The 25,696-nt window shown below is 60.9% G+C and carries 22 protein-coding genes; 14 read left to right on the plus strand and 8 right to left on the minus strand.

Annotated features, from left to right (window positions below; genetic code table 11):
• Positions 1 to 33: 33 nt before the first annotated feature.
• The 4 genes from Q8X48_RS05490 (at position 34) to Q8X48_RS05505 (ending at position 3,770) form a co-directional block, all read left to right on the plus strand.
• Entirely contained in the window at positions 34 to 1,320 is a 1,287-nt protein-coding gene (locus Q8X48_RS05490; RefSeq protein WP_407799383.1) for an MFS transporter, read from the plus strand.
• 73 nt (positions 1,321 to 1,393) lie between these two features.
• Positions 1,394 to 2,146 carry a 5-oxoprolinase subunit PxpA gene (locus tag Q8X48_RS05495; protein WP_102673867.1) on the plus strand — a complete coding sequence of 251 codons (753 nt, stop codon included), beginning with the start codon at positions 1,394 to 1,396 and terminating at the stop codon, positions 2,144 to 2,146.
• Complete coding sequence (locus tag Q8X48_RS05500) at positions 2,143 to 2,847, plus strand: 5-oxoprolinase subunit B family protein (RefSeq protein ID WP_102673866.1); 705 nt, start codon at positions 2,143 to 2,145, stop codon at positions 2,845 to 2,847. Before Q8X48_RS05495 ends, Q8X48_RS05500 begins: the two co-directional genes overlap by 4 nt.
• Positions 2,844 to 3,770 (plus strand): biotin-dependent carboxyltransferase family protein, encoded by a 927-nt coding sequence (locus Q8X48_RS05505; protein ID WP_407799384.1) that lies wholly within the window; start codon positions 2,844 to 2,846, stop codon positions 3,768 to 3,770. Before Q8X48_RS05500 ends, Q8X48_RS05505 begins: the two co-directional genes overlap by 4 nt.
• A gap of 101 nt (positions 3,771 to 3,871) precedes the next feature.
• Here the strand turns inward: Q8X48_RS05505 and Q8X48_RS05510 are convergent, their stop codons facing one another.
• From Q8X48_RS05510 to Q8X48_RS05520, 3 genes are all read right to left on the minus strand, one after another.
• Positions 3,872 to 5,050: a vWA domain-containing protein gene (locus tag Q8X48_RS05510; RefSeq protein ID WP_126046941.1), complete on the minus strand. Its 1,179-nt coding sequence runs from the start codon at positions 5,048 to 5,050 to the stop codon at positions 3,872 to 3,874.
• 12 nt (positions 5,051 to 5,062) lie between these two features.
• Entirely contained in the window at positions 5,063 to 5,908 is an 846-nt protein-coding gene (locus Q8X48_RS05515; protein WP_007984829.1) for an AAA family ATPase, read from the minus strand.
• A 149-nt stretch (positions 5,909 to 6,057) separates the two neighbouring features.
• Positions 6,058 to 7,161 carry a DUF748 domain-containing protein gene (locus Q8X48_RS05520; RefSeq protein ID WP_442085913.1) on the minus strand — a complete coding sequence of 368 codons (1,104 nt, stop codon included), beginning with the start codon at positions 7,159 to 7,161 and terminating at the stop codon, positions 6,058 to 6,060.
• A gap of 100 nt (positions 7,162 to 7,261) precedes the next feature.
• Here Q8X48_RS05520 and cysK point away from each other — a divergent pair, with 100 nt between their 5' ends.
• The 3 genes from cysK (at position 7,262) to Q8X48_RS05535 (ending at position 10,632) form a co-directional block, all read left to right on the plus strand.
• On the plus strand, positions 7,262 to 8,236 hold the full coding sequence (cysK, locus tag Q8X48_RS05525) for a cysteine synthase A (RefSeq protein WP_007972439.1): 975 nt from the start codon (positions 7,262 to 7,264) through the stop codon (positions 8,234 to 8,236).
• A gap of 220 nt (positions 8,237 to 8,456) precedes the next feature.
• The gene (locus tag Q8X48_RS05530; protein ID WP_407799386.1) at positions 8,457 to 9,395 is read left to right on the plus strand and encodes an aspartyl/asparaginyl beta-hydroxylase domain-containing protein; all 939 of its coding nucleotides are present in this window, start codon (positions 8,457 to 8,459) and stop codon (positions 9,393 to 9,395) included.
• Positions 9,396 to 9,768: 373 nt separating this feature from the next.
• Positions 9,769 to 10,632: a DMT family transporter gene (locus tag Q8X48_RS05535; RefSeq protein ID WP_407799387.1), complete on the plus strand. Its 864-nt coding sequence runs from the start codon at positions 9,769 to 9,771 to the stop codon at positions 10,630 to 10,632.
• Between the two features lie 73 nt (positions 10,633 to 10,705).
• Here the strand turns inward: Q8X48_RS05535 and Q8X48_RS05540 are convergent, their stop codons facing one another.
• The 4 genes from Q8X48_RS05540 to Q8X48_RS05555 form a co-directional block, all read right to left on the minus strand.
• Complete coding sequence (locus Q8X48_RS05540; protein ID WP_015096357.1) at positions 10,706 to 11,647, minus strand: LysR family transcriptional regulator; 942 nt, start codon at positions 11,645 to 11,647, stop codon at positions 10,706 to 10,708.
• 70 nt (positions 11,648 to 11,717) lie between these two features.
• On the minus strand, positions 11,718 to 13,247 hold the full coding sequence (locus Q8X48_RS05545; protein WP_104450490.1) for a tripartite tricarboxylate transporter permease: 1,530 nt from the start codon (positions 13,245 to 13,247) through the stop codon (positions 11,718 to 11,720).
• Positions 13,244 to 13,777 carry a tripartite tricarboxylate transporter TctB family protein gene (locus Q8X48_RS05550; protein WP_407799388.1) on the minus strand — a complete coding sequence of 178 codons (534 nt, stop codon included), beginning with the start codon at positions 13,775 to 13,777 and terminating at the stop codon, positions 13,244 to 13,246. Before Q8X48_RS05550 ends, Q8X48_RS05545 begins: the two co-directional genes overlap by 4 nt.
• 53 nt (positions 13,778 to 13,830) lie before the next feature.
• A complete protein-coding gene (locus tag Q8X48_RS05555; RefSeq protein WP_007972451.1) occupies positions 13,831 to 14,847 on the minus strand; it encodes a Bug family tripartite tricarboxylate transporter substrate binding protein in 1,017 nt (338 codons plus the stop codon).
• Between the two features lie 445 nt (positions 14,848 to 15,292).
• On the opposite strand from Q8X48_RS05555, the gene Q8X48_RS05560 reads away from it, so the two are divergent.
• The 6 genes from Q8X48_RS05560 to Q8X48_RS05585 all read left to right on the plus strand — a co-directional run bounded on the left by Q8X48_RS05560 (position 15,293) and on the right by Q8X48_RS05585 (position 22,739).
• Complete coding sequence (locus Q8X48_RS05560; protein ID WP_407799389.1) at positions 15,293 to 16,633, plus strand: MFS transporter; 1,341 nt, start codon at positions 15,293 to 15,295, stop codon at positions 16,631 to 16,633.
• Positions 16,626 to 17,585 carry an amidohydrolase family protein gene (locus Q8X48_RS05565; RefSeq protein WP_407799390.1) on the plus strand — a complete coding sequence of 320 codons (960 nt, stop codon included), beginning with the start codon at positions 16,626 to 16,628 and terminating at the stop codon, positions 17,583 to 17,585. The genes Q8X48_RS05560 and Q8X48_RS05565 overlap by 8 nt, the downstream gene beginning before the upstream one ends.
• Complete coding sequence (locus Q8X48_RS05570; RefSeq protein ID WP_407799391.1) at positions 17,582 to 18,586, plus strand: 4-hydroxythreonine-4-phosphate dehydrogenase PdxA; 1,005 nt, start codon at positions 17,582 to 17,584, stop codon at positions 18,584 to 18,586. Before Q8X48_RS05565 ends, Q8X48_RS05570 begins: the two co-directional genes overlap by 4 nt.
• 313 nt (positions 18,587 to 18,899) lie before the next feature.
• Positions 18,900 to 20,075, plus strand: a complete 1,176-nt coding sequence (locus Q8X48_RS05575; protein ID WP_007972458.1) for an L-rhamnonate dehydratase — start codon at positions 18,900 to 18,902, stop codon at positions 20,073 to 20,075.
• 53 nt (positions 20,076 to 20,128) lie between these two features.
• Entirely contained in the window at positions 20,129 to 21,124 is a 996-nt protein-coding gene (araD1, locus tag Q8X48_RS05580) for an AraD1 family protein (RefSeq protein WP_407799392.1), read from the plus strand.
• Between the two features lie 34 nt (positions 21,125 to 21,158).
• Positions 21,159 to 22,739 carry an aldehyde dehydrogenase (NADP(+)) gene (locus Q8X48_RS05585; RefSeq protein WP_407799393.1) on the plus strand — a complete coding sequence of 527 codons (1,581 nt, stop codon included), beginning with the start codon at positions 21,159 to 21,161 and terminating at the stop codon, positions 22,737 to 22,739.
• A gap of 111 nt (positions 22,740 to 22,850) precedes the next feature.
• On the opposite strand, the gene Q8X48_RS05590 is transcribed toward Q8X48_RS05585, so the two are convergent.
• Entirely contained in the window at positions 22,851 to 23,759 is a 909-nt protein-coding gene (locus Q8X48_RS05590; protein ID WP_407799394.1) for a DMT family transporter, read from the minus strand.
• A gap of 181 nt (positions 23,760 to 23,940) precedes the next feature.
• On the opposite strand from Q8X48_RS05590, the gene aceK reads away from it, so the two are divergent.
• Positions 23,941 to 25,659, plus strand: coding sequence for a bifunctional isocitrate dehydrogenase kinase/phosphatase (gene aceK / locus Q8X48_RS05595; RefSeq protein WP_116580286.1), 1,719 nt, complete (start codon positions 23,941 to 23,943; stop codon positions 25,657 to 25,659).
• Positions 25,660 to 25,696 lie beyond the last annotated feature (37 nt).

Here is a 25,696-nt window from a genome sequence, read left to right on the forward strand (position 1 = left end):
ACAATACCAATAAAATCAGCGCGGAGATTTGCCATGAGTGCGCCCGACACCCCCGTCAACGCGAAAGCCACGGCTCGCCCGGGACCTTTCGACTGGTATCGCAACATCAATCAGCAGGAACGCCGCACCTTCTGGAGCTGCAAGATCGGCTATGGCCTGGACGGCATGGACACCCAGATGCTCAGCTTCGTGGTGCCGACCCTGATTGCCATGTGGGGCATCACCACCGGCCAGGCCGGGCTGATTCACACCAGCACCCTGATCGCTTCGGCCATCGGTGGCTGGGTCGCAGGGATTCTCTCCGACCGCATCGGCCGTGTGCGCACCCTGCAACTGACCGTGTTGTGGTTTGCCTTCTTCACCTTCCTCTGCGGCTTTGCCCAGAACTACGAACAACTGCTGATTGCGCGGACCCTGATGGGCTTCGGTTTCGGCGGCGAGTGGACGGCCGGCGCCGTGCTGATCGGCGAAGTGATTCGCGCCAAGGACCGCGGCAAGGCTGTGGGCATGGTGCAATCCGGCTGGGCGCTGGGTTGGGGGCTGACGGCGATCCTGTATGCGCTGCTGTTCTCGGTATTGCCACCGGAAGACGCCTGGCGTGCGCTGTTCATCCTTGGCATCGTGCCGGCGATTTTTGTGATTTTTGTCCGCCGTCTGGTCAAGGATCCGGAAATCTATCGTCAAGCCAAAGCCAAGGAGGCGCCGACCAATCCTTCGAAGTTCTACGAGATCTTCGCCCCCGGCATGCTGTTCACCACGATTCGCGCTTCGTTGCTGACCACCGGCGCATTGGGCGGCTACTACGCCATCACGTCCTGGCTACCGACTTTCCTGAAAAACGAACGCGGTTTGAGCGTACTCAATACCAGCGGTTATCTGGCGATGGTGATCGTCGGTTCCTACGTGGGTTATGTCATCAGCGCCTATTTGACCGACATCCTCGGACGCAAGAAGAACTTCATCCTGTTCGCCGTCGGCTCGTTCATCATTGTGTTGCTGTACACGCAAATGCCGGTCAGCAACGGCGTGATGTTGTGGCTGGGCTTTCCGCTGGGCTTTTTCGCCTCGGGGATTTTCAGTGGCATGGGCGCATTCCTGACCGAGTTGTTCCCCACGCGCATTCGCGGTTCGGGCCAGGGTTTTTGCTACAACATCGGCCGCGCGCTGGCGGCGTTGTTCCCGCTGCTGATCGGCCTGCTCAGCCAGACCGTACCACTGAGCGTGGGCATCGGTGCCTTCGCGGCGGTTTCCTACGGTGTGGTGATCCTCGCGGCCCTGAGCCTGCCGGAAACCCGTGGCAAGCAACTCGACGCCCAGTAACTGATAATCTGCGGGACTGTCTTATAGATAGGTCCCGCAGCTGAAAAGAATAAAGCCTACAGGAGTGTTCAGTGTGAGCCGCCTGCTATTGAACTGCGACATCGGCGAGAGTTTCGGCAGCTGGACCATGGGTCTGGACGCCGAAATCATGCCCTTCATCGATTGCGCCAACGTCGCCTGCGGTTTTCACGCCGGCGACCCGAGCATCATGCGCAAGACTGTCAGCCTGGCCCTCAGCCACGGTGTGCAAATCGGCGCGCATCCGGCCTATCAGGACCTGGTGGGCTTCGGCCGCCGCTCCATGGCCTATGCCACCCAGGAGCTGCAAGACATCCTGCATTACCAGATCGGCGCCCTCGACGGCATCTGCCGGGCCCAGGGCGGCCGGGTCAGTTACGTCAAACCCCATGGCGCGATGTACAACGACATGATGGCCAACCCGGCGCAGCTGCGCGCCGTTTTGCAAGCGGTGGCGTCCTACGACCGCACGCTGCCATTGATGCTGATGGCGACCCGCGACAACAGCGCTGCCCAACAACTGGGCGATGAATACGGCGTGACACTGTGGTTCGAGGCCTTCGCCGATCGCGCTTACGACAGCGCCGGCAGGCTGGTCTCGCGACAACTGCCGGGCGCGGTGCATCACGACCCGGAAACAATCATCGAGCAGGCGCTGACCATTGCCCGTGGCGATCAGCTCACCGCCAGTGACGGCAGCGCCCTGCATTTGCAGGCCAACACCCTCTGCGTGCACGGCGACAACGCCAGTTCGGTCGCTGCCGTGCAACGCATCCGCGAAGCCTTGAACCGGCAGAGTGCGTCATGAAGCTGCGGGTGGAAGTGGTGGCGCTGGATTGCCTGATGGTGCGCCTGTTCGATGAAATTGCCGAAAGCAACATGCCGTGGATGCTCGCGGCCAGTGAAAGTCTGCGCATGGCATTTGCCGGGCACCTGATCGATCTGGTGCCGTCCTACACCACATTGATGGTGCATTACGACCTGACGGCATTGAGCCCGAGCCAGGCACGGGAACTGATTGCCCAGGCACTGATCGATCTGTCGCCCAATGCGCGTACTCGCGGTACCTGTCATGTGTTGCCGGTGTGGTACGACTTGAGCGTCGGACCGGAATTGACGCTGTTGTCGCAGCGCAGCGGGTTGGCGGTGGAGGAGGTGATCCGCCGCCACAGTGAGCGTGAATACCAGGTGTTCGCCTTGGGTTTTGCACCGGGCTTCGCCTTCATGGGGCTGGTGGAAGAAGCGCTCGCTGCGCCGCGTCTGAACACGCCACGCAAGAAAGTCGCGGCCGGCAGTGTCGGCATCGCTGAGCGGCAAACGGCGGCTTACCCGGTGGTGTCGCCGGGCGGCTGGAACCTGATCGGCCGCACGCCGGCCAGATTGTTCGACCGTAACCGTGACGGCTACAGCCTGATGCAACCCGGTGACACCGTACGGTTCGAAGCGGTCGACCATGCCGAGTTCATTAACCTTGGGGGGGACGATACGCCTCTGGAGGCCCACGCATGAGCCGTCTGATGATTGAAGCGAGTACGCCGCTGTGCCTGTTGCAGGATGCCGGGCGATTCGGCGTGCGGCATCTGGGCGTGACCCAGGGCGGAGCGGCCGATTGGTGTTCGATGTCCTGGGCCAACTGGCTATTGGGCAACGCACTGGATGCACCGGTGATCGAAATCACCCTCGGCGGGTTCACCGTGGTGGCTGAAGAAGACTGCGTGCTGGCCTTGGCCGGGGCGGATCTTGGCGCACGGGTGGGCGGCGAGGCTTTGACCCCGTGGCGCAGTTTCAGACTGCACAAAGGCCAGCGTTTGCAATTCACTCAGCCGTTGCTCGGAGCCCGGGCTTATCTGGCGGCGCCGGGTGGGTTTGATGCGCCGAAAGTGCTGGGCAGCAGCGCGACGGTGGTCCGGGAGGAACTCGGCGGGCTGGACGGCATGGGCCGTGCGCTGGGTAAAGGGGCGAGCTTGAGCTATTCGGGCAACCCGGTGATGTTGCTGCGCGAATTGACCGCAGACCAACGACCGGACCTGAACCTTGATGCGCCGTTGGACCTGGTCCTCGGAGCACAGATCGGCGAGTTCAGCGGGCAGAGCCTGTTCGACGCGTTCAACAGCCTATGGCACCTCGACAGCCGTGCCGACCGAATGGGTATTCGCCTGCTCGGTACGGCGTTGCAGTACCAGGGCAAACCAATGATTTCCGAGGGCATTCCGTTGGGTGCCGTGCAGGTGCCGCCCGACGGGCAACCGATTGTGTTGCTCAATGATCGGCAAACCATTGGTGGGTATCCGCGTCTGGGGGCGTTGACGCCATTGGCGCTGGCGCGGCTGGCGCAGTGCCTGCCGGGGGCGCAGGTGCGGTTGAGGCCGGTGGTGCAGGAAGTGGCGCATCGAGAACAGATTCAGTATCTGCGCCGGTTTGTTAGCCCTTAAAAGCATCGCGAGCAGGCTCGCTCCCACATTGGATCTTTGCCGTACATAAGACCCTGTGGGAGCGAGCCCGCTCGCGATGGCGTCAGACCAGGCAATAAAAACTACTTGGAAAGAAACCGCATCCCTTCCTCCAACCCCCGCAAGGTCAACGGATACATCTGGTCATCGATCAAGTCCCGCACAATATTGGTCGACGAGGTATAGCCCCAGGTGTCCTTCGGATACGGGTTGATCCAGATGAGCTTCTTGTACTTTTCCTTGAACCGCTGCATCCACACGTAACCGGCTTCTTCGTTCCAGTGCTCGACACTGCCGCCCGGCTGGGTGATTTCATAGGGCGCCATGGCGGCGTCGCCGATGAAGATCACTTTGTAGTCGGCGCCGTACTTGTGCAGCAGGTCCATGGTCGAAGTGCGTTCGGAGGTGCGGCGCATGTTGTTCTTCCACACCGATTCATAAATGAAGTTGTGGAAGTAGAAGTACTCCAGGTGCTTGAACTCGGTCTTGCAGGCCGAGAACAATTCCTCGCAAATCTTCACATGGGCGTCCATCGAGCCGCCGATGTCGAACAGCAGCAACAGCTTGACGGTGTTGCGCCGCTCCGGCCGCATCTGGATGTTCAGCAGGCCGGCATCCTTGGCGGTGTGGTCGATGGTGCCATCGATGTCCAGTTCTTCCGCCGCGCCCTGGCGGGCGAACTTGCGCAGGCGGCGCAGGGCGACCTTGATGTTGCGCGTGCCCAGTTCCACCGAATCGTCGAGGTTCTTGTATTCGCGCTGGTCCCAGACCTTGGCGGCCTTGCCCTGGCGCTTGCCGGCATCGCCGACCCGGATGCCTTCCGGGTTGAAACCGCCGGAACCGAACGGGCTGGTGCCGCCGGTACCGATCCATTTATTACCGCCGGCGTGACGTTCCTTCTGTTCCTCGAGGCGTTTCTTGAACTCTTCGATCAGCTTGTCCAGGCCGCCGAGGGACTGGATCGCCGCCCGTTCTTCGTCGGTCAGCGAGCGTTCGAATTCCTTGCGCAGCCAGTCTTCGGGGATCAGCGCCTGAAGATGGTCGTCGAGCTTTTCCAGGCCATTGAAGTAGGCACCGAACGCCCGGTCGAACTTGTCGAAATGCTTTTCGTCCTTCACCAGGATCGCCCGGGACAGGTAATAGAACTCGTCCATGTCGGCGAAGGTCACGCGCTGTTTCAGCGCGTTGATCAGGTCCAGCAGTTCACGCACCGAAACCGGCACCTTGGCTGCGCGCATTTCATTGAACAGGTTGAGCAGCATGGCATCAGCCTCTTAGCGGGTGCCGCGACGGCTCATGAACGCCAGACGCTCAAGCAATTGCACGTCCTGTTCGTTCTTCACCAGGGCACCGGCCAGTGGCGGGATGGCCTTGGTCGGATCGCGCTCGCGCAGCACCGCTTCGCCGATGTTGTCGGCCATCAGCAGCTTCAGCCAGTCCACCAGTTCGGAGGTCGAAGGCTTTTTCTTCAGGCCCGGCACCTTGCGCACGTCGAAGAACACGTCCAGCGCTTCGCTGACCAGGTCTTTCTTGATGTCCGGGTAGTGCACGTCGACGATCCGCTGCATCGTCACGCGATCCGGGAAGGCGATGTAGTGGAAGAAGCAGCGGCGCAGGAACGCGTCCGGCAGCTCTTTCTCGTTGTTTGAGGTAATGATGATGATCGGGCGCTTTTTCGCCTTGATGGTCTCGTCGATCTCGTAAACGTAGAACTCCATCTTGTCGAGTTCTTGCAGCAGGTCGTTGGGGAATTCGATGTCGGCCTTGTCGATTTCGTCGATCAACAGGATGACCCGTTCTTCGGATTCGAAGGCTTCCCAGAGCTTGCCCTTTTTCAGGTAGTTGCGAACGTCGTGGACCTTTTCCGTACCAAGCTGCGAATCGCGCAGGCGGCTGACCGCGTCATACTCGTACAGGCCCTGGTGAGCCTTGGTGGTGGACTTGATGTGCCAGGTGATCAGCTTGGCGCCAAAGGATTCGGCCAGTTGCTCGGCGAGCATGGTCTTGCCGGTGCCCGGTTCGCCCTTGACCAGCAACGGCCGCTCCAGGGTGATGGCGGCGTTGACCGCCAGCTTCAGGTCATCGGTGGCGACGTAGGCCTGGGTGCCTTCGAACTTCATCTGCTAATCCTCGAACGGTAACGCCGACCTGAACGAGGCAGGGCGGGGGGGCGCAATAAAAAGGGTCAGCCCCGACTATAACGCGCTGCCCGGTCGACTGTGAACGCAGACGGCTTATTCAGTCTCTGAATGGAGCGTCACTTAGTGACTTAGCCTGCATCCGGCTTGGGCCGTTCATACCGCGCATTGAACGCCTGGATGAAACCATTGCGTAAAATCTGCAAAAAAGCCTGGAGCGCGCTGACATCCTTCTGGTGAACGTTGCCGCTGAGTTCGACCTTTGTCGCAAACTGGTTTTTGCCCTGGTTTTTCAGGACCGTCTCGGTTCCACCGACGAGGGCTTCCCATATCGAGCGGAACAGTCCTTTGTCCTTGTTTTCCACGTCCTGCTGCCAGTTGAACACATCAACATCGCGCATCAGTGGCTTGATATAGCCGGTCAGTCGGCCCTTGTTGGCCTGGGCTTCGATCACCACGTCGCCATGGCCGGCATTGAAGTCGAACTTGCCGTAGGCCGCGGCGAAGTCGTTCAGGCGCTTGAGTTCGATATCTGTGGTGCGCAAGCGAAACTCGAAGTCTTCGAAATCGCTCAACGGATCGAAAGTGGCCGAGGTCTCCAATGGTGCATGCCCCAGCAGCAAGGCTTTGCCTTCAAAGCGTGCGTCGCGTTTGCCTTTGGTGTCGACCACGTTGGTCAGGTTGAAAATACTGGCATCCACCTTCGTGGCGTTCATGTTCACCGGTGGTTTGGAGTTGAAGTTGCGAAAACTGATCTTGCCGTCGTTGATCCGCACTTCGTTCAGGGTAATGGGCAGCAGCTTGCCTAATTGGGCACGCCAGTCGGTGCCCTGGCCGGTCTGGGAGTTTCGCTTGTTGGCCCCGTCGACGAAGTTGACCTCGGGCTTGATGAACTGCACTTCGGCCACCACCGCGTGGTCGTGCCACAGTGAGTGCCAGCTCACCGAGAGGTCGATCAATGGCGCGTTGACGAAAGGCACCGGAACCTTGCCATCGACCTTGACGATTTTCAGTCCGTTGATCTTGTAGGCCCCGCGCCACAAGGCCAGGTCCACGTCGGTGATCTGGCCCCGGTAGTCGCCCATGTCCGCCAGCCTCTCATTAAGGTAATCGCGCACCAGATAGGGCAGGGCGATGTGCAGCGTTATCAGCAGTACAACGAGACCGATGAGGGTCCACAGGGGCCAGCTGTATCGACGTTTCATGGCGGTAAATCTCTGGCGATCTAAAGCCATTGACTGCACTGACAGGCGGACGTTCGACCCGACTGGACGCCTGCGGGCAAGAGGGCTTACCTTGATGCCCTATTTCAATGCTGTCGTTAAGGACCCAGCCATGAGCCGCATTTTCGCTGACAACGCCCACTCCATTGGCAACACGCCGCTGGTGCAGATCAATCGCATTGCGCCGCGTGGTGTGACCATCCTGGCCAAGATCGAAGGGCGCAACCCCGGTTACTCGGTCAAGTGCCGGATCGGCGCGAACATGATCTGGGATGCCGAGAGCAGTGGCAAACTCAAGCCGGGCATGACCATCGTCGAACCCACCTCCGGCAATACCGGTATCGGCCTGGCGTTCGTGGCCGCCGCCCGTGGCTACAAACTGATGCTGACCATGCCGGCGTCCATGAGTATCGAACGTCGCAAGGTGCTCAAGGCACTGGGTGCTGAGCTGGTGTTGACCGAACCGGCCAAAGGCATGAAGGGCGCTATCGAAAAAGCCGGTGAAATTGTTGCCAGCGACCCGTCGAACTTCTTCATGCCGGCGCAATTCGACAACCCGGCCAACCCGGCCATCCACGAAAAAACCACCGGCCCGGAAATCTGGAACGATACCGACGGCGCCGTCGACGTGCTGGTGGCAGGCGTCGGAACCGGTGGAACCATCACCGGGGTTTCACGGTATATCAAGAATACCCAGGGCAAACCGATTCTCTCGGTGGCGGTGGAGCCGGCGGTGTCGCCGGTGATTACCCAGGCCCTGGCCGGTGAAGAGATCAAGCCCAGCCCGCACAAGATCCAGGGCATTGGTGCCGGTTTTGTGCCGAAGAACCTCGATTTGTCGATCGTCGACCGGGTAGAACTGGTCAGTGACGAAGAGTCCAAGGCCATGGCCCTGCGCTTGATGCAGGAAGAAGGAATCTTGTGCGGGATCTCCTGCGGCGCTGCCATGGCAGTGGCCGTAAGATTGGCGGAGACCCCGGAAATGCAGGGCAAGACCATCGTCGTGATCCTGCCGGATTCCGGTGAACGTTATCTGTCGAGCATGTTGTTCAGTGATCTGTTTACCGAACAGGAGAACCAGCAGTAAGCGCTGAACTTTGGCGGATCGTCGCTGGCGGTGGTTGATGATGGATTCGCATCAGCCGCCGTTCAGGTGCCACATGTTAAGAAATGCTTTGTTGCACATTCGTTAACATTGAATGTTGAAAAGTGCAGGTTTTTCACCGGTTCGGCAGTGTTTATCATGCCGCAAACCACGTCGGGCAATGGGCGTGGCGCAAAGTCGCTTATCTTCAAAGGAGTTGTTGATGACCTTTTCGTTTGCCGCGAAAGCCTCGTTGTTGCTGCTGTTTCTCGGCAGCACCCTCTATGTGCACTTACGCGGCAAGGCACGTCTGCCGGTTTTGCGCCAATTCGTTAACCATTCGGCACTGTTCGCACCCTATAACGCCTTGATGTACCTGTTTTCCGGTGTGCCTTCCAAACCGTATCTGGATCGCAGCAAGTTTCCCGAACTGGATGTGCTCAAGGACAACTGGGAGGTGATTCGCGACGAAGCGATGCACTTGTTCGACGAGGGCTATATTCGTGCGGCGGCAAAGAATAACGACGCCGGTTTTGGCTCGTTCTTCAAGAAGGGCTGGAAGCGTTTCTATCTCAAGTGGTATGACAAACCGCTGCCTTCTGCCGAAGTCTTGTGCCCGAGAACCGTGGCATTGGTCAGTAGCATTCCCAACGTCAAGGGCGCGATGTTTGCGCTGCTGCCGGGCGGCAGCCACCTCAACCCGCATCGCGATCCGTTTGGCGGCTCCCTGCGTTATCACCTGGGGCTGTCCACCCCCAATTCCGATGATTGCCGCATCTTTGTCGACGGTCAGGTTTACGCCTGGCGCGATGGTCAAGACGTGATGTTCGACGAGACCTACGTGCACTGGGTCAAGAATGAAACGCCAAAGACCCGGGTCATCCTGTTCTGCGATATCGAACGTCCGTTGAGCAATCGCTTCATGACCGGCATCAACCGCTGTATCAGCGCCTGGCTGGGTCGCGCCACCGCCCCTCAGAACCTGGATGACGAGCGTGTGGGCGGGATCAACAAGGCCTACGAGTGGAGCAAGAGCTCCAGCGATAGATTCAGTGGTGTGGTCAAGCAATGGAAGCGGCGCAATCCCAAGGCCTACCGTGTACTGCGCCCGGTGCTGGCGGTGGTGGTGCTGACGTTGCTGGGGTATTGGTTGTTTGGTTGAAGCCGGATACGGCCTTTTGACCAACTCGTTGCAATCCATGTCGAACGCTGGTTATAGTCGGCACACGGTGAGTTTCGGACTCGCTTTTTATCCCTCGAGCAAAGATCAGCCCAATGCCTGCATTCCTCCTCAACGCGGTAGTCGATTCAGCGGTCAACGCTGGCGTCGTGCCGTGCGGGAATCAGCAGCCTGGGCAGATCAGTCATTACCCCCCACCTGTCAGTAGCACGCCGGTGTGCGCAGTCGTCTCACCGCCAGGCGTTGGCATTTCGGGCTGATCAGCTGTCTTCTGCTGTTCCCGCGCCCGCCTGAAAAAACTACTGGATTTCAGCTTTTGCTGAGTTGGCTTTTTGCCTGACTACAGGTGGTATTCATGTTTGTCCTTTCGAAAAAATCCGCGCTCGCGGCGGCATCCACGAGCCTGTTCGTGCTGCTGTGGAGCAGCGGGGCGATCTTCTCCAAATGGGGGCTGGCCCACGCGTCACCCTTCGCCTTCCTGATGTTTCGTTTCGTCATTGCGCTATGCGGGCTGGTGTTGCTGGTGCCGTTGTTCAAGCTGAAGTTGCCCAAGGGCGGCAAGCCGATGCTGTACGCGATGGCCACCGGCGTGGTGTTGTTGGGGGCCTATCAGATTTTCTATCTGCTGGCCCTGGACCTGAAAGTCACCCCCGGGGTGATGGCGACCATCATGGGCGTGCAGCCGATTCTCACGGTGGTGCTGATGGAGCGTCAGCGTTCCTGGAGCCGGATGTTCGGTCTGGTCCTGGGTCTGACTGGTTTGATCATGGTGGTCTATCAGGGCATCGGCCTGGCCGGGATGTCGCTGGCCGGAATGCTTTTCGGTCTGCTGGCGCTGGCGAGCATGACGTTCGGTTCGATCATGCAGAAACGCATCACTGAAAATCCCCTTGGCACGCTGCCGGTGCAGTACCTCGCCGGACTGCTGTTGTGCGGGGTTTTCGTACCTTTCCAGCCGTTTCACTTCGAACACAGCAGCGGTTTCATCCTGCCGGTGCTATGGATGGGGCTGGTGGTGTCGGTGCTGGCGACGCTGTTGCTGTACCGCTTGATCGCCCGGGGCAACCTGGTGAACGTCACCAGTCTGTTTTACCTGGTACCGGCGGTGACGGCGGTGATGGACTATCTGGTCTTCGGCAATCGCCTGGCGCTGTTGAGCCTGTTCGGCATGCTGTTGATCATCGTCGGGCTGGTGTTTGTGTTCCGTAAAACAGCGTAGGCCGCGCAAAAAAAAAACCAAAAGATCGCAGCCGTACCTGTAGGAGCTGCCGCAGGCTGCGATCTTTTGCCTGTCATTTGCTCAGCGCATGCTCGGCCCGTACCGAATTCATGAACGCCTGCATCGCCGACGATTGAATGCGATGACGCCGGGTGATCAACCCGTACGGTGGCAGCCGCGCCTCGAACTTGATCGGCAACACCGCCAGCAGATCCCGACCGGGATAGTCTTCGACCACCGACACCGGCGTGACGCCGAGCATGTCAGTCTGCTGAATCAACGACAGCAAGGTCATGATCGATGTGGTTTCGACGATGCTGCTCGGGATGTCGACCCGCGCGTTGTGGAACACCTGATTGATGATCGCGCGCATCGGGCTGGGCTGCTGTTGCAGTACCCAGGTCATGTTCTGCAATTCGGCCCAGCTCAACTGCGTGGCTTTGGCCAATGGATTCTGTGCGCCGGAAATCACGCACAGCGCTTCCTCGCCAAGGCTGTCGAACAGCAACTCCTCTGCCCGGGCACCGACGGGAATCCGCCCCAATACGATATCCAGCTGATCTTGCAACAACGCCTGCACCAGCACGTCGCTGGTGTCGACCTGAATGCTCATCGACAAGCGTGGATGGCTTTGTTTCAAGGTGGCGATGGTGCGCGTCAGCAGCCCCGAAGCCAGTGCCGGAATGGCCCCGACCGCGACCCGGCCAAGGTTGCCGGATTCGAGGGCGACCAGCTCTTCACGCATGCCGCTGAGTTCGGCGAACACCATGCGTGCGTAATAAATGACCGTTTCCCCGAACGGGGTAGAGCGCATGCCCCGGGGCAGGCGTTCGAACAGCTCGACGCCCAACAGGTCCTCGGCTTCATGCAGCATCTTGGTTGCGGCCGGCTGGGTCATGCCGATGTGGTCGGCGGCGCGGCGCAACGAGCCGAACTCCTGCAACGCCAGCATCAACCGCAGTTGGCGCAGGCGCAGTCGGCTGTGGATTACGTTGGCAGCAGGAATTCGGGTCATGGGCCGTGCTCGCGAAAAAGTCCAGCGGCAAGCCTGACAACAAATGCCAGGCGTTGCCAGCTTTGGCGTGTCACAGCACCGATTTTGGTTTGGCGACCTGGGGTTTGCGCAGGCCGATCAGGGTTTGCAGCGCTTTGGAAATCAACGGCCAGAACAGCATCAGCAGCGCCGCCGTGGTCAGGCTGCCCACCAAGGGGTTGGACCAGAAAATCCCCAGGTGCCCGTCGGAGAACAGCATCGACTGGCGGAACGCATCTTCTGCCTTGTCGCCCAGCACCGCTGCCAACACCAGCGGCGCAATCGGGTAGCCGAGTTTCTTGAACAGATAACCCAGCGCACCGAAGCCCAGCATCAACACCACGTCGAAGAACGAGTTGTGCACCGAGTAGGCACCGATGGCGCAGACCATGATGATGATCGGCGCGATGATCGAGAACGGGATGCGCAGGATCGAAGCGAACAGCGGCACAGTGGCCAGCACCACGATCAGACTCACCACGTTGCCCAGGTACATGCTGGCGATCAGGCCCCAGACAAAATCATGTTGCTCGACGAACAGCGTCGGCCCCGGGTGCAAACCCCAGATCATCAGGCCACCGAGCATCACCGCCGCAGTCGCCGAACCGGGAATACCCAGGGTCAGCATCGGCAGCAGGGCACTGGTGCCGGCCGCGTGGTCAGCGGTTTCCGGGGCGATCACACCTTCGAGTTCGCCTTTGCCGAAGTTGTCGCGGTTTTTCGAGAAACGCCGCGCCAGGCTGTAGCTCATGAACGACGCGGCAGTCGGTCCGCCAGGGGTGATGCCCATCCAGCAGCCAACCAGGGTGCTGCGCACAATCGTCCACCAGTAACGCGGCAATTTGGCCCAGGTGCGCAGGATCACCATCGGCGTGATCCGCGCATGTTCGCCGCGGAACACCAGCCCCTCTTCCACGGTGCAGAGGATTTCGCCGATGCCGAACAGGCCGATCACCGCCACTTCAAAGCTGATGCCGGTCATCAGGATCGGCTGGTCGAAGGTCAGGCGCAGGTTGCCGGACACGGTGTCCATGCCGACGGCGGCCATGGCGAAACCGATCATCATCGCCACCACGGTTTTCAGCGGCGGGTTCTTGCTCATGCCGATGAAGGTGCAGAACGCCAACAGGTACACCGCGAAGAACTCCGGTGAACTGAAGGACATGGCGAACGCGGCGATTTTGGTCGACAGGAATGTCAGCAACAACACGCCGGCCAACGCACCCAGCAACGCCGAACTGAACGCGGCGGTCAGGGCTTCGGCGGCGCGGCCTTCGCGGGCCATCGGGTAGCCGTCGAAGGTGGTCGCCACCGATGAGGGCTCACCGGGGATGTTGAACAGGATCGAGGTGATCGAACCGCCGAACAGCGCGCCCCAGTACATGCACGACAGCAGGATGATCGCCGACACCGGCGACATGGTGAACGTCAGCGGCAACAGCAACGCCACGCCGTTGGGGGCACCGAGACCGGGCAGTACGCCGACCAGAATGCCCAGCAGCACGCCGATCACCATCAGGCCGATATGGCCCGGCGTGAGGATCAGGTTCATGCCTTGCAGCAGGGAATCGAACTCGCTCATTTGAAATTTCTCCCGGCCAGGGCAATCCAGTCGCCCATTGGGCCGGCATCCAGCGGCACTTTGAACCACAGCGCGAAAATCAGGTAACTGGCCAGCACCGCGCCCAGGGACACGCTACCGATCATCCATTTGCCGTAAGGCTTGGCGCGGACCTTGTCACGCCACATGAACCAGGCAATGAAGCAGGCCGAAGCGACGTAGATGCCGGTGAACGGCATCGCACCGACGAATAGCGCGATGGGCACGAACACCGACAGCACTTGCCTGAACGCACTGCGGCTGACGAAGGAAATGCCCAGGGCTTGCCAGCGCACCAGGGTCAACACGCCGTTGGCCACACTGGCGGCGCTCAACATCAGGCCGATGTAGAAGGGAAAGTAACCCGGCTCGGGGCCGGCATCACCCCAGCCGATACCTTGTTCAACGCTGCCGTACATCACCACCGCGCCGATCAGCGTGGTGAAGAGTGTCAGGCCGAGTTCGACCCAGCGTGTACCGACCAGCGCTGGTGAATCCGAAGAATGGGACATGAAAGCACCTCCAGAGGTGACGGCCGTACGCAGGGCGGGCGGCCGTGAGCAACTCAGTTTTTCAGCCAGCCGGCCTCTTTGAACACCGGCGTGACGCGGGCGGTGTCTTTTTCGATGTAGGCGGTCAGCGGCTCGCCCTCGAGGAAGGTTGGCACCAGAGCGTTCTGCTTCACGTAAGCCTTGAATTCATCGGTCTGGGTGACTTTGCGCATCAACTCGACATAGAACGCGCGCTGCTCGGCGGTGACGTCGCCGGGCATGAACACGGTGCGCGGGAAGCGGTACTGATCGATGCCCAGGCCTTGTTCGTGACAGGTCGGGACGTCGGCCCAGGATTTGTCGCCGGCGACTTTATCGGTATAGCCCATGCGCTCCTTACTGAACACGCAGAGTGGCTCGACCTGATCGCCACGCCATTGGCTGATGCTCTCGCTTGGATTGTTGACGTTGGCGGCGATGTGCTTGCCGGCCAGTTGCGTCGCGGCTTCGCTGCCGCTCTTGAACGGGATGTACACCAGTTTGCTGTTGTTGGTCTGGTTCAGCAGCAGGGTCAGGGTCTGGTCGACGTCCTTGGACTGGCTGCCGCCCATGCGCAGATTCGACGGGTCGGCCTTGACCGCTTCGTAGAAGCTTTTCGCGTCTTTCCACGGCGCGCCCTTGTAGCTCCAGAGAATGAAGTCATCCTCGGCTACCGCGGCAATCGGGGTCAGCTCCTGCCATTCGTAGCCGAGCTTGGACACCAGCGGCAACAGGTAGATGTTGTTGGTGCCGATCACCAGTTTGTCGGCATCGCCCTTGCTCATTTTCAGGTCGAGAAAGGCTTCGGCGCCGTTGCCACCGCCCTTGTTGAGGACGATGGTATTCACGTCGAGCAGCTTGTGCGTGGTGATGATCGACTGGATCAGGCGACCGAGCTGGTCGGTACCGCCACCGGGACCACCGGCGACGACGATTTCGACGTTCTTGTCCGGTTGCCAGGCGGCGTTGGCGAGAGCGGGAAGGGTACCGGCGGCGATCAGTGCGCAGCCAAGAAACAGACGGGAGGTGCGACGGACGAATGCATTTCGCATGATGGAAGAGCCTCGTATTCATGTTCTTGTAATTGTTATGAGCGGCTTGTTTGCGCGGTAAAGCCGCAAGCCTGGCCCGAGTGTGTGAAGGTGCGGGCACGGCGTCTAGTCAAAACAATACATACACCGATAGCCTGGGGTTATAGCTCGGCAAACGCCTGCCTACTGTAGGAGCGAGCTTGCTCGCGATGGACTCAAGGGCACCGCGTTAATTCAGGAAGCACGTGTTTTCGTTGAAGACCATCGCGAGCAGGCTCGCTCCTACAGAAAAGCATGCGTGGCAACGTTGAAAGGTCGTTGAAAGCAGGACATGACATAACCCGAGGCTATCGCCTGATTTCAAGTTTTGATTAGACGGTTATCAGCGAGCCTTCGATAGTGCTCACAAATGTCGCCAGGAAGCGGCGCTGCAGTCCCCACAAAAATAATAAAAGAGGTACGCACCATGGCTCGTTCCAGTGCATCCCTGAACCTGGCCGGCGCGGATATCCAGCCCCAGGCCGCGGCACCCGCGCAGAGCTGCGCCGTCAAAGCCAGCAGCGTGCGCTGGCGGATCTTCGCGATCATCTTCGCGCTGACCATGGTCAACCTGATCGACCGGGTGTCGCTGTCCATTGCGATGCCGACCATCGCCCATGAGTTTTCCCTGTCACCGAGCCTGCAAGGGCTGATCCTCAGCAGCTTTTTCTGGGCCTACGCACTGTTGCAGATTCCCGGCGGCTGGCTGATCGACCGCTTCGGCGCGCATCGGGTCATCAGTTGGTCCACCGGGTTGTGGGGCACGTTTCAGGTGCTGGCGGCGTTTGCCACCGGCGGCTTGTCGTTGTTGTTTGCCCGGGTTGCACTGGGCGCCGCCGAAGCACCGCTGTTCCCGTCGGGCGGAAAGCTGATTTCCCTGTGGCTGGCCCCGAGCGAGCGCAGTCGCGGCGCGGTATTGATGGACAGCGGCAGCCCGTTGGGCGTGGCCCTTGGCGGGTTGATCATCGCCTGGCTGATTGCCTCGCTGGACTCCTGGCGCCTGGCCTTTGTGATCGCCGGTATCGCCACCCTGGTGCTGGCCTGGCTGGCACGGCGTTATCTGCGCGATGACCCGGCCGGTCACCCGCAAGTCAATGAGGCAGAGCTTGAGAAAATCAACGCCGGCCGTGCAACGCCCGCCGCCGAAGCGGCCCGGGCGCCGGTCAAGGGGCTGGGTATTGCGCCACGCTCGCTCAGCGGTTTGCTGATCGGCCGGGCAAGTTGGGCGATGGTGTATTTCGGCCTGCTGACCTGGGGCCCGAGTTACCTTGCCCAGGCCCGGGGTTTCGATATCAAGGGGATTGGTGCGGCGACCTTCGTGATTTTTGTCTGCGGTGCACTGGGTTCGTTGACCGGTGGTTTCCTCTGCGATGGCTTGATTCGCAAAGGCGTGAGTCGCGCGGTGGCGGTCAAAAGCCTGCTGGCGTTTTCCGGGCTGGTGGCCCTCGGCGCATTTCTGTTGCTGCCGACCTTGAGCAATCCTTTTGCGGCAGTGGCGCTGTTGGCCATGACCGCGTTCTTCCTGATGTGGGGCAGCCTCTACTGGAGCTTCCCGGCGCTGCTGGCGGCGCCGGCGCGGGTCGGTTTGATCGGCGGCGTGATGAACATGGCCGGCAGCTGCGGCGGCATCGCGGTGCCGATCCTGGTGGGCGTGATTCTGCAGGCGACCGGTGGCTTCGCCCCGGTGCTCGGGTTCTTCGCAGCGTGCTCGGCAGTCTTCGTGCTGGCGACCTTGTTCATCAGTCTCGACGAGGTGCGCCATGACTAATGCGTTGTGGAACGGCCCGATCATCGACGCCCATCATCACTTCTGGGACCCGACCGTCAACGACCACCCATGGCTTGCCCCCGAGGCCAACATACCCTTTCGCTACGGAGACTACAGCGCGATCAAGCGCCGCTATTTTCCCGAGGATTACTTCGCTGATGCGGGTTCCCATAACGTCGTGCAAACGGTGTACGTCGAGACCGAGTGGAACCCGCAGGACCCGATTGGCGAAACCCGTTTCATCGAGCAACTGGCCGCCCGCTACGGCGTGCCCAATGCGGTCGTGGCGCAAGCCTGGCTCGATCATCCGGACGCTATCGATGTGCTCACCGAGCAGGCGCGTTTCAAGCATGTGCGCAGCGTGCGCCACAAACCCGGTGGGCCGATCGCGCCGGCGCAGGTGGGGCACATGCGTAGCCTGATGAGTGACGAACACTGGCGCCGCAGTTACGCCGCGCTCGAAGGGCTGGGCTTGCATTTCGACTTGCAGACGCCCTGGTGGAACCTGCACGAAGCCGAACGCCTGGCCCGGGATTTCCCCGGCACCACGCTGATTCTCAACCACGCCGGTTTGCCCAATGACCGCAGTGCCGAAGGCTTGGCGGGCTGGCGTCTGGCGCTGGCGCGGCTGGCGCAGTGGCCGAACGTGCAGGTGAAGATTTCCGGCCTGGGGCAGGGCGGCCAGCGCTGGCGCGCCAAGGACAACGCCTGGATCGTGCGCGAGGTGATCGCCATGTTCGGCAGCCACCGGGCGATGTTCGCCAGCAACTTCCCCGTGGACAGCCTGTGTGGTTCGTTCGACGACATCTACAGCGGTTTCAAATCCATCGTCGCCGATCTGCCGACAGCCGATCAGGAACGACTTTTCTACAGCAACGCGCAGCGGGTCTATCGCTGCGAGCCTTGCGCCAACGACCGGGCGCAGCCTGAACCCTTGAGGAGTGAAGCATGAGCAAATCCACCATCGCGATGGTCCTGGGGGACCCGGCGGGCATCGGCCCTGAGCTGATTGCGCGCTTGCTGGGCGAGCCTGAAGTGCGTGCCCAGGCCAATGTGATCCTGATCGCCGACGAAGCGGAAATGCGTCGCGGCATGCGCATTGCCGGGATGGAATTTCCCTATCGTCGCGTCGAGTCCCTGGAGCAGTTGGCATTCGTCGATGACACGCCGCTGTTCTACGACTTTCGCGGCGACACTATCGGTGAGTTTGCGCGTAGCGAGGCCAGCGTCATCGGTGGCCGCTACAGCCTCGACACCCTGGAAAAAGCCCTGCGCCTGACCGAAGCGGGCATCACCGACGCCGTGTTGTTCGGGCCATTGAACAAGACTTCACTGCACATGGCCGGCATGGCCCACAGCGATGAGCTGCACTGGTTCGCCGAGCTGCTGGATTTCCATGGACCGTTCTGCGAATTCAACGTGCTCGACAATCTCTGGACTTCGCGGGTGACCTCCCATGTGGCCCTGGCCGATGTGCCGGGCCTGCTCAGCCAGCAACGGGTGGTCGAAGCGATTCAACTGATCGACACCGCGCTCAAGCGCAACGGGCTGGAAAAACCGCGCATCGGCGTTTGCGGGCTGAATCCGCATAACGGTGATAACGGTTCGTTCGGTCGCGAGGAACTGGACATCATCGGCCCGGCGGTTCGTTCGGCGCAGGCACTGGGGATCGCGGCGGACGGGCCTTATCCGGCCGACACGATCTTCCTCAAGGTTCAGGGCGATGCCAGTGCCTTTGATGCGGTGGTCACGATGTACCACGACCAGGGCCAGATCGCGATCAAGCTGATGGGCTTCTCCCGTGGCGTCACGGTGCAGGGCGGACTGCCGATCCCAATCACCACCCCGGCCCATGGCACCGCCTTCGATATCGCCGGGCAGGGCAAGGCCAACGTCGGCGCGATTCGCCAGGCGTTCGAGATTGCGTGCCGGATGGGCACCCCCAACTACTGACACAACGAAGTCCCTTAGTGGGAGCGAGCCTGCTCGCGATGACGACAGTACAGACACCTTTGTAGTGGCTGTCAGACCGCCATCGCGAGCAGGCTCGCTCCCACAGTTATTTGTGCGTGGCCGATAACTTTATCTACCCAATAATCTGTTTCAGCTATCACTCCAGGTTATCGCCGGATACGCATAAGTGATTATCCGCAGCCCTTGGCCGCTGGCTAAAGTCGCTCCATCGAATGCGCAAGACCGCCGCCCGAGCGGCAGTGCGCAGCGACTCACAATGACAAGAAGCCGGCAGCGCAAGGAAACTCTATTCATGAAAATCAAAGCGATCCGTACCCGCGTTTTCGAGTGGAAAGGCAAGGTCGTGCCACCCCAGGCGCACTTCTGCACCAACGCCAGCGACATCCTGTTCGAGCGCGGCGACGCCATGGGCTCGTTCCGTTTCCACGGCTGGCTGGTGGTGGAAGTCGAGACCGACACCGGTCTCGTCGGCATCGGTAACTGCGCCCTGGCGCCGCGCGTGGCCAAGGAAATCATCGACACCTACCTGGCACCGATCGCCATTGGCGAAGACCCGTTCGACAACGAATACATCTGGCAGAAAATGTACCGCCAGAGCCATGCCTGGGGCCGCAAGGGCATCGGCATGGCGGCGATCTCGGCCATCGACATCGCGATCTGGGACATCATGGGCAAAGCGGTGAACAAGCCGGTGTTCAAGCTGCTGGGCGGGCGCACCAAGGAAAAGATCTGGACCTACGCCTCGAAGCTCTACGCCAACGACAACCTCGACCTGTTCCTTGAAGAAGCCCAAGGCTACCTGAACCAGGGTTTCACCGCGCTGAAGATGCGTTTCGGTTACGGCCCGAAGGACGGTCCGGCGGGCATGCGCCGCAACATCGAACAAGTGCGCGCCCTGCGTGAGCTGGCCGGCCCCGACGTCGACATCATGCTCGAGTGCTACATGGGCTGGACCCTCGAGTATGCCCGGCGCATGTTGCCGAAACTGGCCGAGTTCGAACCGCGCTGGCTCGAAGAACCGGTGATCGCCGACGACATCGAAGGCTATATCGAGCTGAAGAAGATGGGGATCATGCCGATCTCCGGTGGCGAGCACGAATTCACTTCCTACGGCTTCAAGGACCTGCTGGAGCGCCGTGCCGTCGACGTGATCCAGTACGACACCAACCGCGTCGGCGGCATCACCGCCGCGCGCAAGATCAACGCCATGGCCGAGGCCTGGTCGGTGCCGGTCATCCCCCATGCCGGGCAGATGCACAACTACCACCTGACCATGTCCACTACGGCTTCGCCTATGGCCGAGTTCTTCCCGGTGTTCGACGTCGAAGTCGGCAACGAGCTCTTCTACTACGTGTTCAAGGGCGAGCCGCAACCAGTCAACGGCTACATCCAACTGGATGACAACAAGCCGGGCCTGGGCCTTGAAATCTCCGATGAGTACCTGAGCGATTTCAACATCATCGAGTGACCGTCCGGCGCCGCTCTCTCGCGGCGCCCACCACGACTTTTCGGAGGGCCGACATGCGCCTGATTCAGTTTGAAAACACCGACGGGCAACGCCAGGTTGGCGTGGTTGAGGGCACTCGGGTCCAGGTGCTGCGCGATACCCGCAGTACCCGTGAACTGGCCCTGGCCGCCATCCGTGCCCAGTGCAGCCTGCAAGAAGAAATCGCCCGGCGCGGCAGCGACCCCGGTCCGGATTACGCGCAGCTATTGCAGCAACACAAGGTCCTGCCGCCGCTGGACCACGAAGACCCCGCCCATTGCCTGATCAGCGGCACCGGCCTGACCCATCTGGGCAGCGCCGCGACGCGGGACAAAATGCACCAGCACGACGGTGAAGTCGAAGCCGGCATGACCGACACCATGCGCATGTTCAAGTGGGGGCTGGAGGGCGGCAAACCGGCACCGGAGCAGGTCGGCGCGCAACCGGAGTGGTTCTACAAGGGCGACGGCAGCATCGTCGTGCGTCCCGGTGCGGACTTCCCGGTGCCGCCGTTTGCCGAGGACGCCGGTGAGGAGCCGGAACTGACCGGCCTGTATGTGATCGGCGACGACGGCCAGCCGTACCGTGTCGGTTATGCACTGGGTAATGAGTTCTCCGACCACGTCATGGAGCGGCGAAACTACCTGTATCTCGCTCATTCGAAGCTGCGTTGCTGCTCCTTTGGCCCGGAGCTGCGTGTCGGTGAGTTGCCCAGACATCTGGTCGGCACCAGCCGCATCACGCGCAACGGCCAGACGATCTGGGAAAAAGAGTTTCTCAGCGGCGAGGACAACATGTGCCACAGCCTGGCCAATCTCGAATTTCATCACTTCAAGTACGCGCAGTTTTTGCGTCCCGGCGATGTTCACGTGCACTACTTCGGTACTGCCACGCTGTCGTTTGCCGACGGTGTGAAGACCCAGCCGGGGGATAGCTTCCAGATCAGTCTCGATGAGTTCGGCGCGCCTTTGGTCAACGGCATCGGTGAGAGCGCCCAGCCTTTGGCTATCGGTCAGGTACGCACACTCTGACCCCCGTAGGTCTGCAATCGATCAAGGAATCCACATGAGCCTGTTTCCTGGACACAACTACATCGGCGGCCGCCGCAGCGCCAACGGCACGTTGCAGCTGCAAAGCCTCGACGCCACCACCGGCGAGCCCTTGCCCGGAACTTTTTTCCAGGCCAGCGAAGCCGAAGTGGATGCCGCTGCCAAGGCGGCGGCTGCGGCATACCCGACCTACCGTAACCTGAGTGCGGAAAAACGCGCGCGGTTTCTCGACGCCATCGCCGATGAAATCGACGGGTTGGGCGATGAGTTTGTCGCCACCGTGTGTCGCGAGACAGCGTTGCCGGCCGGGCGTATTCAAGGTGAGCGTGGCCGCACCAGCGGCCAGTTGCGCCTGTTTGCCAAGGTGCTGCGTCGCGGCGACTTCTATGGTGCGCGCATCGACCGAGCCTTGCCGCATCGCCAGCCATTGCCACGTCCGGATCTGCGTCAGTACCGCATCGCCCTGGGGCCGGTGGCGGTGTTCGGCGCGAGCAACTTCCCGCTGGCCTTTTCCACCGCCGGTGGCGATACCGCCTCGGCACTGGCCGCCGGTTGCCCGGTGGTGTTCAAGGCCCACAGCGGGCACATGGCAACCGCACAATGGGTGGCTGACGCGATCATCCGTGCCGCGGAAAAAACCGAGATGCCGGCCGGTGTGTTCAACATGATCTACGGCGGTGGTGTCGGTGAAACGCTGGTCAAGCATCCGGCGATTCAGGCAGTGGGCTTCACCGGTTCACTCAAGGGCGGCAATGCCCTGAGCCACATGGCTGCAAACCGGCCGCAGCCGATCCCGGTGTTTGCCGAGATGTCGAGCATCAATCCGGTGTTCCTGCTGCCGCAAGCCCTCGCAGTGCGCGGTGAGCAGATCGCGGCGCAGTTGGCAGGTTCGGTGACCCTGGGCTGTGGCCAGTTCTGCACCAATCCGGGCTTGGTCATTGGTGTGCGCTCGCCGCAGTTCAGTGCTTTTCTTGAGGTTTTTTGCGCCCACATGAACCAGCAGCCGGCGCAAACCATGCTCAATGCCGGGACGCTGGCCAGCTACAACCGGGGCCTTGGTGAGCTGCACGAACATCCGGGCCTGAGCCATCTGGCGGGCCGGCCGCAACAGGGCAATCAGGCGCAGCCACAGGTGTTCAAGGCCGATGCCAGCCTGTTGCTCAAGGGCGAGCAATTGCTGCAGGAGGAAGTGTTCGGGCCCACCACCATCGTCATCGAGGTCGAGGATCGGGCGCAGTTGGCGGCAGCATTGCAGGGCTTGCGCGGGCAATTGACCGCGACCTTGATTGGCGAGGCCGACGAACTGCTGGAGTACCGCTGGCTGGCGGAACTGTTGCAAGAGAAGGTCGGACGGATCCTGCTCAACGGCTATCCGACCGGGGTCGAAGTCTGCGAGTCCATGGTGCATGGCGGGCCGTATCCGGCGACATCCGACTCGCGGGGCACTTCGGTCGGCACCCTGGCGATCGATCGCTTCCTGCGGCCGGTGTGCTTCCAGAATTATCCGGACGCGCTGCTGCCCGAGGCGTTGCAGAACGGCAATCCGCTGGGGATTCGGCGGTTGGTGGATGGGGAGGTGAGTGTTTCGGCTTTGTGATTGTTGGTGTCTGGTCTATCGCCTTCGCGAGCAAGCCCGCTCCCACAAGGACCGCGCAAACCCTGTGGGAGCGGGCTTGCCCGCGAAGGCGTCATCGGCAACGCAACAATTCTACCGCTCAGCCACCAAGCCCGGTTTCACCGCAGCCGGTTTCAACACCAGCCACAACGCCACTGCAATCAAAACCCCACCATAGATATGCGCCATCGACAGCGGCTCATCGAGAAACAGCGCTCCCCACAACACGCCAAACAGCGGGATCAGGAAGGTCGTGGTCATCGATTTCACCGGACCGATCGAGCTCAGCAGCCGGAAGTAAATAATGTAGGCAAACGCCGTGCAGCCCAGCCCCAATCCCAGCAACGACAGCCACACGCTCCAGCCGCCCCAGCTCGCCGGTGGCTGGCTGATCACGCTGTAGCCGAACAGCGGCAACAGGAACAAGGTCGCGCCAAGCATGCTGCCCAGTGCCGACAAACGACTATCGAGACCGCCGGCCTGATCGAGCCAGCGGCGGGCCAGGAATCCGGCAAATCCGTAGCACGTGGTGGCGAGCAGGCAGGCGACGGCCCCCATCAGCAGTGACATGTCGAACGCCACCGGACCGGCACGGGTCAGCACGCCCACGCCGAACAACCCCAGGAACACGCCGCCGAGCTTGGCGCCAGTGAGCCTTTCATGGAAAAACAGGCCGCCGATCAGCACGCCCATCAAGGGGGTCGTGGCATTGAAAATCGACGAGTAACCGGCAGGCAGCACCTGCGCGGCAACGGAGTACAGGGTCGCCGGGATGCCGGAATTGATCACCCCGAGCAGCATCACGGTCTTGAGTTTGCCCTTGAAATCCCAGCTGATGCGCATCAGGCCAAGAATCACCAGCAACCCGACGGCGGCAATCGATACGCGGAAAAACGCGGTGGGCAGGGAGCCGATCACCGGGGCGATGATGCGCATGAACAGAAAACTCGCACCCCAAATGGCCGCCAGGGACAGTAAACGGAAAATATCGACGGGGTTCACAGCGCGTTCCTTCCATGATGAAGGGGCGAAAGTGTTGCTTAGCGCGTGATCGATGGCAACCGAAAACCGGGCATTGAACTCTTCAGGGCATCGATGACGCGGCGCCTGGAAAATTACGCTTCTCCTGCACCCGCTTCACTGGCTAAGCTCAAGCCTCCCGAATTCCCGCAGAGGTCTCACCATGCCGCAGCAATGGCCAGCCGCCGACATCGCCCGCTTGATCCTCGATGGCTTTGACGATTACCGCGAGCATTTCCGGCAGATCACCGACGGTGCCCGGGCCCGCTTCGAACAGGCCCGGTGGCAAGAGACACAATCGGCGTCGGCAGCGCGGATCAATCTGTACGAAGATAAAGTCAGTGAAACGGTGGAGCGACTGCGCACCGCGTTTGACGCCGAAACCCTGGACGTCAGCTGCTGGCCACTGGTGAAAAGCGCCTACATCAGCCTGATCGACCTGCGCTTCGACGATGAATTGTCCGAGACCTGGTACAACTCGATCTTCTGCGGGCTGTTCAGCCATGACCTGATCAGCGACGGCTGCATGTTCATCCATACCACCCGGCCGAGCCTGCGCCGGGCAAGGGCCGCGCAAACCCGCACCTACAAGCCGCAAGGCCAATTGTCGGCGATGCTTGCCAGCATCTTCGCCGACTACCGCTTCAGCGAGGATTACGCCGACCTGTCCGGTGACTTGAAGCGCCTCGAAGCGCAACTGCGCGAGAACCTGCCGGACTGGGTGTGCAAGGACCCGGAGCTGAGCGTCGAGCTGTTTTCCTCAGTGCTGTACCGTAATAAAGGTGCGTACCTGGTGGGGCGCATCTACACCGCCGACGAGCAATGGCCGCTGGCAATTCCCTTGCTGCACCTGGAAGGTCGCGGCATCCAGATCGATGCGCTGATCACCGACGAAGCGGACGTGTCGATCATTTTCTCCTTCACCCGCTCGTATTTCATGGTGGATGTGCCGGTGCCGGCGGAGTTCATCGGCTTCCTGCGGCGCATCCTGCCGGGCAAGCACATCGCCGAGCTGTACACCTCGATCGGCTTCTACAAGCACGGCAAGTCGGAGTTCTACCGGGCGCTGATCAATCACCTGGCCAACACCGACGACCAGTTCATCATGGCCCCCGGCGTGCGCGGCATGGTCATGAGCGTGTTCACCCTGCCGGGTTTCAACACCGTGTTCAAAATCATCAAGGACCGTTTCTCGCCATCGAAAAACGTCGACCGCGCCACGGTGATCGAAAAGTACCGCCTGGTGAAAAGCGTCGACCGCGTCGGGCGCATGGCCGATACCCAGGAATTCGCCGACTTCCGTTTCCCGCTGAGCAAGTTCGACCCAGCGTGCCTGGAGGAACTGCTTGACGTCGCGCCGTCCACGGTGTCGGTCGAAGGCGACACGGTGCTGATCCGTCACTGCTGGACCGAACGCCGCATGACTCCGCTGAACCTGTACCTGGAAAACGCCAACGAGGCGCAGGTGCGCGAAGCCCTGGAAGACTACGGCCTGGCGATCAAGCAACTGGCGGCGGCCAACATCTTTCCCGGTGACATGCTGCTGAAGAACTTTGGTGTCACCCGTCACGGCCGGGTGGTGTTCTACGACTACGACGAAATCTGCTTTCTCACCGAGGCCAACTTCCGCCACATTCCACAACCGCGCACGCCGGAAGACGAGATGGCGTCCGAACCCTGGTACTCGATCGGGCCGCTGGATGTGTTCCCGGAAGAGTTTCCGCCGTTCCTGTTTGCCGACTCGGGGCAGCGCAAGTTGTTCGATCAGTTGCATGGCGAGTTGTACAACGCCGATTACTGGAAAAGCCTGCAGGAGGCGATTCGGGCGGGGAAGGTGATTGATGTGTTTCCGTATCGGCGCAAGGGCCTCGATAACGAGTAGTTCTCTGCGATTGCTTCGCAATCGATCGCGAGCAAGC

The sequence above is a fragment of the Pseudomonas sp. QLc11A genome (assembly GCF_052112305.1).
Taxonomy (GTDB): Bacteria; Pseudomonadota; Gammaproteobacteria; order Pseudomonadales; family Pseudomonadaceae; genus Aquipseudomonas; species Aquipseudomonas laurylsulfatiphila.

What these genes read in the sequence shown, in the direction of transcription:
- aceK (WP_116580286.1), top strand. Translation starts at nt 23,941, where the DNA reads ATGCCGCAGCAATGGCCAGCCGCCGACATCGCCCGCTTGATCCTCGAT.
- Q8X48_RS05505 (WP_407799384.1), top strand. Translation starts at nt 2,844, where the DNA reads ATGAGCCGTCTGATGATTGAAGCGAGTACGCCGCTGTGCCTGTTGCAG.
- Q8X48_RS05560 (WP_407799389.1), top strand. Translation starts at nt 15,293, where the DNA reads ATGGCTCGTTCCAGTGCATCCCTGAACCTGGCCGGCGCGGATATCCAG.
- Q8X48_RS05550 (WP_407799388.1), bottom strand. Translation starts at nt 13,777, where the DNA reads ATGTCCCATTCTTCGGATTCACCAGCGCTGGTCGGTACACGCTGGGTC.
- Q8X48_RS05555 (WP_007972451.1), bottom strand. Translation starts at nt 14,847, where the DNA reads ATGCGAAATGCATTCGTCCGTCGCACCTCCCGTCTGTTTCTTGGCTGC.
- Q8X48_RS05535 (WP_407799387.1), top strand. Translation starts at nt 9,769, where the DNA reads ATGTTTGTCCTTTCGAAAAAATCCGCGCTCGCGGCGGCATCCACGAGC.
- cysK (WP_007972439.1), top strand. Translation starts at nt 7,262, where the DNA reads ATGAGCCGCATTTTCGCTGACAACGCCCACTCCATTGGCAACACGCCG.
- Q8X48_RS05585 (WP_407799393.1), top strand. Translation starts at nt 21,159, where the DNA reads ATGAGCCTGTTTCCTGGACACAACTACATCGGCGGCCGCCGCAGCGCC.
- araD1 (WP_407799392.1), top strand. Translation starts at nt 20,129, where the DNA reads ATGCGCCTGATTCAGTTTGAAAACACCGACGGGCAACGCCAGGTTGGC.
- Q8X48_RS05565 (WP_407799390.1), top strand. Translation starts at nt 16,626, where the DNA reads ATGACTAATGCGTTGTGGAACGGCCCGATCATCGACGCCCATCATCAC.
- Q8X48_RS05515 (WP_007984829.1), bottom strand. Translation starts at nt 5,908, where the DNA reads ATGAAGTTCGAAGGCACCCAGGCCTACGTCGCCACCGATGACCTGAAG.
- Q8X48_RS05510 (WP_126046941.1), bottom strand. Translation starts at nt 5,050, where the DNA reads ATGCTGCTCAACCTGTTCAATGAAATGCGCGCAGCCAAGGTGCCGGTT.
- Q8X48_RS05575 (WP_007972458.1), top strand. Translation starts at nt 18,900, where the DNA reads ATGAAAATCAAAGCGATCCGTACCCGCGTTTTCGAGTGGAAAGGCAAG.
- Q8X48_RS05540 (WP_015096357.1), bottom strand. Translation starts at nt 11,647, where the DNA reads ATGACCCGAATTCCTGCTGCCAACGTAATCCACAGCCGACTGCGCCTG.
- Q8X48_RS05490 (WP_407799383.1), top strand. Translation starts at nt 34, where the DNA reads ATGAGTGCGCCCGACACCCCCGTCAACGCGAAAGCCACGGCTCGCCCG.
- Q8X48_RS05520 (WP_442085913.1), bottom strand. Translation starts at nt 7,161, where the DNA reads ATGGCTTTAGATCGCCAGAGATTTACCGCCATGAAACGTCGATACAGC.
- Q8X48_RS05500 (WP_102673866.1), top strand. Translation starts at nt 2,143, where the DNA reads ATGAAGCTGCGGGTGGAAGTGGTGGCGCTGGATTGCCTGATGGTGCGC.
- Q8X48_RS05545 (WP_104450490.1), bottom strand. Translation starts at nt 13,247, where the DNA reads ATGAGCGAGTTCGATTCCCTGCTGCAAGGCATGAACCTGATCCTCACG.
- Q8X48_RS05570 (WP_407799391.1), top strand. Translation starts at nt 17,582, where the DNA reads ATGAGCAAATCCACCATCGCGATGGTCCTGGGGGACCCGGCGGGCATC.
- Q8X48_RS05530 (WP_407799386.1), top strand. Translation starts at nt 8,457, where the DNA reads ATGACCTTTTCGTTTGCCGCGAAAGCCTCGTTGTTGCTGCTGTTTCTC.